The organism is Dactylosporangium sp. NPDC005572 (assembly GCF_040605515.1).
Taxonomy (GTDB): Bacteria; Actinomycetota; Actinomycetes; order Mycobacteriales; family Micromonosporaceae; genus Dactylosporangium.
The window spans coordinates 36266-43745 of record NZ_JBEXCY010000091.1; the positions used below are offsets into that span (position 1 = coordinate 36266).

The 7480-nt window shown below is 71.4% G+C and carries 5 protein-coding genes; all 5 read right to left on the bottom strand.

Translation table 11 applies throughout. The features are described from left to right. Positions 1-353: 353 nt before the first annotated feature. A complete protein-coding gene (locus ABZS66_RS34005; protein WP_354764940.1) occupies positions 354-1046 on the bottom strand; it encodes a PP2C family protein-serine/threonine phosphatase in 693 nt (230 codons plus the stop codon). A gap of 142 nt (positions 1047-1188) precedes the next feature. Further along, a complete protein-coding gene (locus tag ABZS66_RS34010; RefSeq protein WP_354764942.1) occupies positions 1189-3888 on the bottom strand; it encodes a LuxR C-terminal-related transcriptional regulator in 2700 nt (899 codons plus the stop codon). A gap of 772 nt (positions 3889-4660) precedes the next feature. Then, complete coding sequence (locus tag ABZS66_RS34015) at positions 4661-5167, bottom strand: MarR family transcriptional regulator (protein WP_354764944.1); 507 nt, start codon at positions 5165-5167, stop codon at positions 4661-4663. Positions 5168-5191: 24 nt separating this feature from the next. After that, on the bottom strand, positions 5192-6319 hold the full coding sequence (locus tag ABZS66_RS34020; protein ID WP_354764946.1) for a PP2C family protein-serine/threonine phosphatase: 1128 nt from the start codon (positions 6317-6319) through the stop codon (positions 5192-5194). A 145-nt stretch (positions 6320-6464) separates the two neighbouring features. Next, positions 6465-7480, bottom strand: a 1016-nt coding sequence (locus ABZS66_RS34025; protein WP_354764948.1) for a phospholipid carrier-dependent glycosyltransferase, incomplete at its 5' end; no start/stop codon positions are given.

Consider the following 7480-nt stretch of genomic DNA (forward strand, 5'->3'; position numbering starts at 1 on the left):
AAGGAGGGATGAGCGGGAAAAACGTTGAGGCCGTGCCGGCCCCGGTCGGAACCGAGACCGGCACGGCCTTATTTCCCCCGTTACTTGTTCCCCCCGGAACAGGCGCGACAAGTGGTGTTCCGATCACGCCGCCCGCGTGACCGATCCACCGGCACCGACCCCTCCGTGCCGGACACCGGGAGGGCGGTTGATCCCTCCCGCGGACGAGGGCGGATCCCCCGGCCTTCCCGGTTTCCGGACATCGGCGCCAGCCGAAATCGGCAACGTGTCGTGCCTGGGGACATGATTCGAGCGATCGGGGTGACCAGGGATCACCCTCGATGGGTGACCAGGCGGGTGGCCGCCCGGCGAAGCTACACGGGCTCGGCCGCCAGCAGGCAGGCGTCGTCGTCGGGGTTGCCGCGCCGGGCGTGGTCGAGCGCGCTGCGCAGCCGCTCGCCGGGTGCCGAGGTGCGCATGGCGACGCGCACGTCCTCGGCGAGGTCCTGCACGCCCTGGTCGATGGCCTGGTCGCGCTGCTCGACGACGCCGTCGGTGTACATGAACAGCAGCTCCCCGGCGCGCAGCTCGACGACGGCGTGGCAGTAGCGCGCCGCCGGGTCGACACCGAGCGCCATGCCGGGCGGCTGGAACAGCGGTGAGACGCCGTCGGCCGTCGCGCGCAGGATCGGCAGGTGGCCGGCGCGGGCCCAGGTGAGCGTGCGATCGGCACGGCGGAACCGGCCGCACACGGCGGTCGCGATCGTGGTCGTGTTGCGGCGGCACAGCATGCGGTTCAGCGCGGACAGCACCGCGCCGGGCTCGTCGCCGGCCAGCGCCAGGCGGGTCATCGCGGCCCGCAGCTGCACCATTGTGGCGGCCGCGGTCGGGCCGTGGCCCATGACGTCGCCGACGGCCAGCATGACGTCGCCGCCGGGCAGGGCGATGCTGAGGTACCAGTCGCCGCCGACGTTCGCGATGCGGTCGGCGACCTCGCACCGCACCGCCACGCGAACGCCGTTGACGTCGTCTTGCAACGCGAGATCGTGCACCGCGAGAGCCATCATGCACCACATCCTCGGCCCGGGGTCGCCGCCGGTCGGAGCACCGGTGACCGCAATATCGTGGCCTCTGGCGCCGGGTGGGCGGCTCGCCCGAACCGGGTGGTTCACCGCGTGGTCCCGGCCACCCCGGTCGGGTGAGCGGTGCTCAGATGAGGCTCAGCTCCCTACCTCGCCGGACCGCGTCGCGGCGCCGGCTCACCCCCAGCTTGCGGTAGACGTGCCGGACGTGCGTCTTCACCGTGTTGGCCGAGACGCTGAGCACGGTGGCGATCTCGGCGATCGACAGCATGCTGCGCAGGTACTGCAGGACCAGCGTCTCCCGCTCGGTGAGGGCCTCGGTGAGGCGCTCGTCGATCACGGGCGGCGCCGAGACGGGCTCCGCGACGCCGGTCGGCTCGGGCATCGGCGCCACCTGCGCCGGCAGCGGCGCGGGGGGCAGCGAGCGCTCCTCGGGCGGGTCGAGCAGTTCGGAGATCCACGAGCCGTGTCCGATGAAGGGCAGGCGGATGTTCTCCGGCCCGGCCAGCCGCAGGGCCCGTTCGATCCGCTCGGTGGCCCCCGGCAGGTTGCCGAGCTGCCGGAGCGCCTGAGCCAGCAGGACCATCGCCGCCACGGTCAGCACGAGCGACGCGGGCTCGCCGGCCAGCACCCGCTCCACGGTACGCGCCGCGGCCGCCGGGTTGCCCTCGGCGATGCTGACCCGGGCCGAGGCCAGCGCCACCTCCGGGTTGCCCGGCTGGAGCCGCTCGGTGTCGTCCAGGATGTCGCGCGCCTTGTCCAGGTAGCCGTCGAGCAGGCACAGGTCCGCGTGCAGGACCCCTACGGCGACCCCCGCCGTAGGGGGCAGCGCGGAGCTGCGCCAGCCGAGCAGCGGCTCGAGCGCCTCGGCGGCGCCCGCGTGGTCGTCCTGGGCGAACAGCAGCTGCGCGAAGGCGAGCGAGCCGGCCACCCACTGGCCGGGATCCGCCGACGTGTGCGCGCTGATGCTCTCCTCCAGGTGGAACCGGGCCTCGTCCAGCTGCCCGCGCTCGCGGCACACGGCAGCCAGGACCAGCCGGGCGTAGCTGATGCTGCGCGACTCGGCGATGCCCGCGTCGCGGCAGCCGTCGATGACCCGCCGCGCGCACGCCGCCGCCACCGACAGCCGGCCCCGCATGAGGTGGGCGATCGCCTGCTGGCGGTTCGCCTGGACGACCAGCAGGTTGAACCCCGACGTGCGGGCCAGCTCGGAGCCGCGCTCCAGCGCCGTCTCGGCGTCGTCGACCGCCCCGCGGGACAGCGCGGCCCCGGCCAGCGCCACGTAGGCCACCGCCCGCGCGGCGTCCGTCGAGTCGGCGTACAGGTGCTCGCCGGTCGCCTCCTCGGTCCGGGCCAGCAGGCGCACGGCCGCGGTACCGCTGCGGTGCGAGTCCTCCAGGGCGATACCCTCGGCGACCCGCAGGGCGGCCAGGATCTCCGCCTGGGTCGCGCCGGGCGACTCGCCGAACGCACGCTCGCCCAGCCGGATGAAGCCCGACATGCCGTTCTGGTCTCCCGTGTCCCGGCAGCAGATGGCGAGTGCGAACGCGAGCAGTGGGCGCTCGGCGATGTCCTGCGGCGGGCGTGGTCCGGCGCGTGGGGACAGGGCGCGCGGGCCCGAGCCGATGAGCTCCGGCCAGTACTGGAAGAAGATGCGCTCGGCGGTGATCCAGTCGCCGCCGGCCGCCGCGTGGGCGAGCGCGTCGCTCGGCAGGCCGTTCGCGGCGTACCAGCCGGCCGCGGCGCGGTGCAGGTTGCGCTCCTCGGCCGGCAGCGTCGCCCGGACCTCGGCGCGCAGGACGGCGCGCAGCAGGCGGCGGTAGCGGTACCAGGAGTGGGAGCCGCCGTAGAAGGTGGCCAGGGCGTTGGCCCGGCTCATCTGGGCCAACAGGCGGGCGCCGCCGCGACTGCCGGTCAGCGCCTCGACCAGCCCGGGGCACACCGTCTCCAGGATCGACGTGCGCAGCATGACCTCGCGCAGGTCGGGGTCGAGGTGCTGGAGGATTTCGCGCCGGACGTACTCGGTCAGGCCCACGCCGTCGTTCAGCCCGGCGTCGCCGACGACCAGGTCGGTGATGATCCGCTCGGGCTCGTGCCGGCCGACCATGGCGGCCAGGACCACCGCCACCGCGGCCGGCCAGCCCTCGGTCACGTGCCAGAGCGCGTACCGGAAGTGCTGCGCGAGGCGCACGTCGTGCCCGGCGGCGAGGCCCGTCACCTCCTCCTGGGTGAAGGAGAGGTGGTCGGTGCGCAGCTCGGTGAGCTGGCCGCGGACGCGCCAGCGGTACAGCGACAGGGGCGGCTCGCTGCGGGCCAGGATGAAGAAGCTGATGCGCTCGCCGAGCCGCGCGATGAGCCGCTCCAGGCGCCGCAGGACCACCAGGTTGGTGACGTGATGCAGGTCGTCGAGGACCACGACGGCGCGCTCGTGGCGCTGCGCGTTGCTCCACGCGTAGGTTGCCGGGTCGACGGCGATGCCGGACGCGGTGAGCGCCGAGGTGAGCTGACGCCACGCCGCCGCGCCGCAGTTGGCCTCGAACCGCACGTACGCGGTGCGGCCCGGCGCCCTTCCGGAGCGGATCCACGACGTGGCGAGCACGGTCTTGCCCCAGCCCGTCGGGGCGCACAGCAGCGTCACCGGGTGCGCGACGGCCGCGTCGAGTTGGTCGAGGAGCCGGGCCCGGGCGAGATGGGTGCCGGGCAGCTCCGGGACTCCGTCGTCCGGTCGCGGGTCGAGCTGGTGCGACCGGATCTCCATGGGGCGGACCACCGCGGGGGTCCATCCCGACGCGCCGAGAAACCGTTCGGCGGCGTCGTTGTGCGCCAATCTGTCGAGTGTGCTCTCACGTGGAACGCTGTGCTGACTCGTGTGCACCGTCACTCCCGAAGCCGCGGGGTATACGACGTGCGGTTCGAACCTTTCCGGTGGTGTGAATGGCCGACTACCGACGCGGACCACCTTAGATCTCAGGGTGGCCCGTGGGGAGTCCTGCATTTAGAAACATCGATGGAAACAGCCGTGGAGGCAACCCCACTTCCGGAGATTCGGCGCTCAACGAATAGACGGATACCGATTTATTGCCGAGTTGCAGTGAACTCCGTGTGTGCATACGCTCTTGCGAACGGTGAAATTTGTCCGGTTTTGCTGTCCGTGTGAGTTGTAGCCGACCGGCCCTTGGCTACGGACGGTGAACCCCCGCGGGGTAGGGGCGCGGTGCGGTGCCCGAGGTGTGCGGCATGAGGGGTAGATCGGCGCATGGGATGGCGTGATCGTTCGAACAAAAGATCGCAATCTACCTATGGGCTCGGCGTGTTGCTGGTCGATCTACCTATATTCACGTTACCAACTACTTAGGCACCCTCAGAGAACGCTCGGTTTGCTACTCCGAATTACAACCGTGTCATCAAGGACACTCCTCCTAGATGGCCTCGGTGCTACTCAATCGCGTGCCAATCTGCAAGTTGCAGGGCGTGATAGGCGACATTTCCGGCATGTCAGGCAGCCAGGCCTACCCCGATCGTGTGTGCATGTCACCCGTTCGCGTTTTCTACAAAGTTGTAGAAGAGATGCAGCCCGTTTCAGCCGTCTTGCGGGGACTTCAGCTGGCTTGCGCCTGCGCGGCGGTCACCGCGGCGTCCTCGGCCACCGGCAGGCCGGAGGCGCGGGCGAACGCCGAGAGCCCCTGCATCAGCGCGGCCCGGTCGTCCGGCGACATCCGGCGCAGCACGGCCGCGATGGTCTCCTGCCGCTGCCGGCCCAGATTGTCGAGCAGCTTGCGGGCGGTCGGGGTGAGCACCAGCCAGACCTCGCGGCGGTCGCGGTCGTCGGCCGTGCGGCGCAGCAGATCGGCCGCCTCCAGCCGGTCGCACAGCCGGCTCGCCGAGGACGGCGCGGTGTGCAGTGCGATGGCGAGCTGGGTCAGGTTGATCGAGCCGGCCTGGGCGACCACACCGAGCACGCGCAGCTGCGCCGCGGACACGCCGGAGTTGTCGTTCGCGGCGCTCGTGGCGACGACCAGTGCCTGACCCGCGGCGTCGACCAGCGCCGCGGCGGCAAGGGCCGCGTCGTCGCTACCAGACGGGTGCGGTGAGGGTCTGCTCCGCACGATGTCCTCCGGGTGCAGCGGGAGTCACGGGTCGGCTCGGGGTGCCCAGTCGAGACAGATGATCAGCGCGTCGTCGGCGAGCTCGGCACCTGCGTGAAAGTCTCGCAGGCTCCGCATGACGCTGCTGATCGCCTCGGCCGGTGGTTGCAACCGGGTCGATCGTATGGCACGGCTCAACTCGCGCTCACCGTACGTCGCCTCCGGCCGGGCGGCTGCATGCACCCCGTCGCTGACGATGAACAGCCGATCGCCGGGTTGCAGCTGGCCGGTCTCCTCGGTGTACCGCGTGTCGCCGAACATGCCCAGGGGCAGCTGCGGGTCCAGGGCCATGTCCTGAGCCTGCCCGTTGCGCACCAGGATCATCCGCGGCGAGCCGGCGTCGATCATGCGCAGCTCGCCCGTGGCGGTGTTCAGCGACAGCAGCAGGGTCGCGAGGTGCCGGGTGCCCCCGTACTGCGAGAAGATCGCGTCGGCCGCGAGCACCGCCTGGTCGGCGAGGTCGCCCGGGCTGCTCTGGCCGGCCGGGATCGACCGGCGCGCGTTGCGCATCGCGTTGACGGTCAGCGTTGTGAGCAGGGCCGCCTCGAGTCCGCTGCCCATGCCGTTGAGGGCGGTCACCGTGAGCCAGTCGCCGTTGACGGACCAGTCGAAGTGGTCGCCGCAGACCGCGTACGCCGGCTCCAGCTGCCCGGCCAGCTTCACGCCGGGCTGCTCGTAGCCGCGGGCCGGCAGTAGATCCCACTGCATCTCGGCGGCCATCGTGAGCCGTCCCCGGCTCCGGCGGGCCAGGTGGTAGCGGTCGGTGCGCTTGTAGGCGGCCTGCAGGGCGACCGCGAACGACTCCGCCAGGTCCTGCAGGCGCGGGCGCTCGGCCGGCACCCGGTCCGGGTCGAGCCCGACGCTGAGCACGCCGACCCGCTCACCCCACGCGCTGAGCGGCAGGTGCAGCCGGGCCAGGCCCTGGCCGTCGCCGTTCTCCAGAACCGTGGTCTGGCTGGCGAACGCCCGGGTGGCCGGCGCCAGCTGCTCGTCGACCGTGCCGGGCAGGTCGACGCCGGTGGGCGCGAGCGTCGTCGTGCGGTAGTCGGCCAGCCACACGGTGCTGCTCTTCGCGCCGTGGGTCGCGCTGAGGTACGCATCGAGCGTCTCCACCAGCCGATCCGGTCGAGCCGTCCGCAGTGCCTTGTCGATACCAACGGGGGACATGCGAGCCTTTCCGCCAGCCCTTGCTTGCCGTATGGCAAATAATATAGGGCAGTGGTCTCAGCTCTGTTGGTACCCAGTCGGGCGGTGCTTCCTACACCCAGCGAGATCCAAGCCACATGCGGCTGAACCACTCGGTGTACGTAATGTCCATTCCGCTATAGATCGGATAGAAGTACGCGAAGCAGGCGGCGACCAGCAGGACATAGGCGCCCGCGACGATCGAGCCGATCAGCCGCTGGTCGCTGTTGGGCCGCAGGCGCCGGGCGGGGCCGATGATCGCGCCGAGCACGTAGACCACGGCGAGCACCAGGAACGGCTCGGCCGGCAGCGCGTAGAAGTAGAACATCGTGCGGTGCTCGGGCATGTCCCGGAACCACGGCACGATGCCGGCCAGGGCGCAGGCCAGGATCAGCCAGGCGCGGCCGTCGCGGCGGGCGACGGCGAGCCAGCCCAGCCCGATCAGCGCGGGCAGGAACGACCACCACAGCAGCGGGGTGCCGAGCAGCAGGATCTCGGAGGCACAGCTGCTGGCGTCGCAGGGGCCGTCGGTGTTCCAGTAGAACGCGACCGGCCGGCCGAGCAGCAGCCACTGCCACGGCCACGACTGGTACTGGTGCTTGCTGCTCAGGCCGGTGTGGAAGGTGTACGCCTCGACGTGGTAGTGCCACAGGTTGACCAGCGGGTCGATGAAGCGGTCGCCGGCCAGGCCGTTCGACTGCGCGTACCAGTGCCGGAAGTAGCCGTCGTCCGAGGCGAACCAGCCCCACCAGGTGCCCAGGTAGGCCAGCACCGCGAGGCCGACGATGGCGGCCGTCCAGCCGATCGCCCCGGGGAGGCCGTCGACCACCCAGTGCTTCGCGCCGGCGCTGCGGCGGGCGGCCATGTCGAAGATCGCCACGGCGATCGCGAAGAGGATGAGGTACCACAGGCCGCTCCACTTCACGCCGCAGGCGAGGCCGAGCGAGACGGCGCAGGCGATGCGGTACCACGGAACGCCCAGCTTGAGGCGGCGGTTCGGGTCGTGGCCGGCCTCCAGGGCGGCGAGCCAGCGGGCCCGGCGCTGCTCGCGGTCGAGGACCAGGAAGTAGAAGGCGACGACGATCCAGA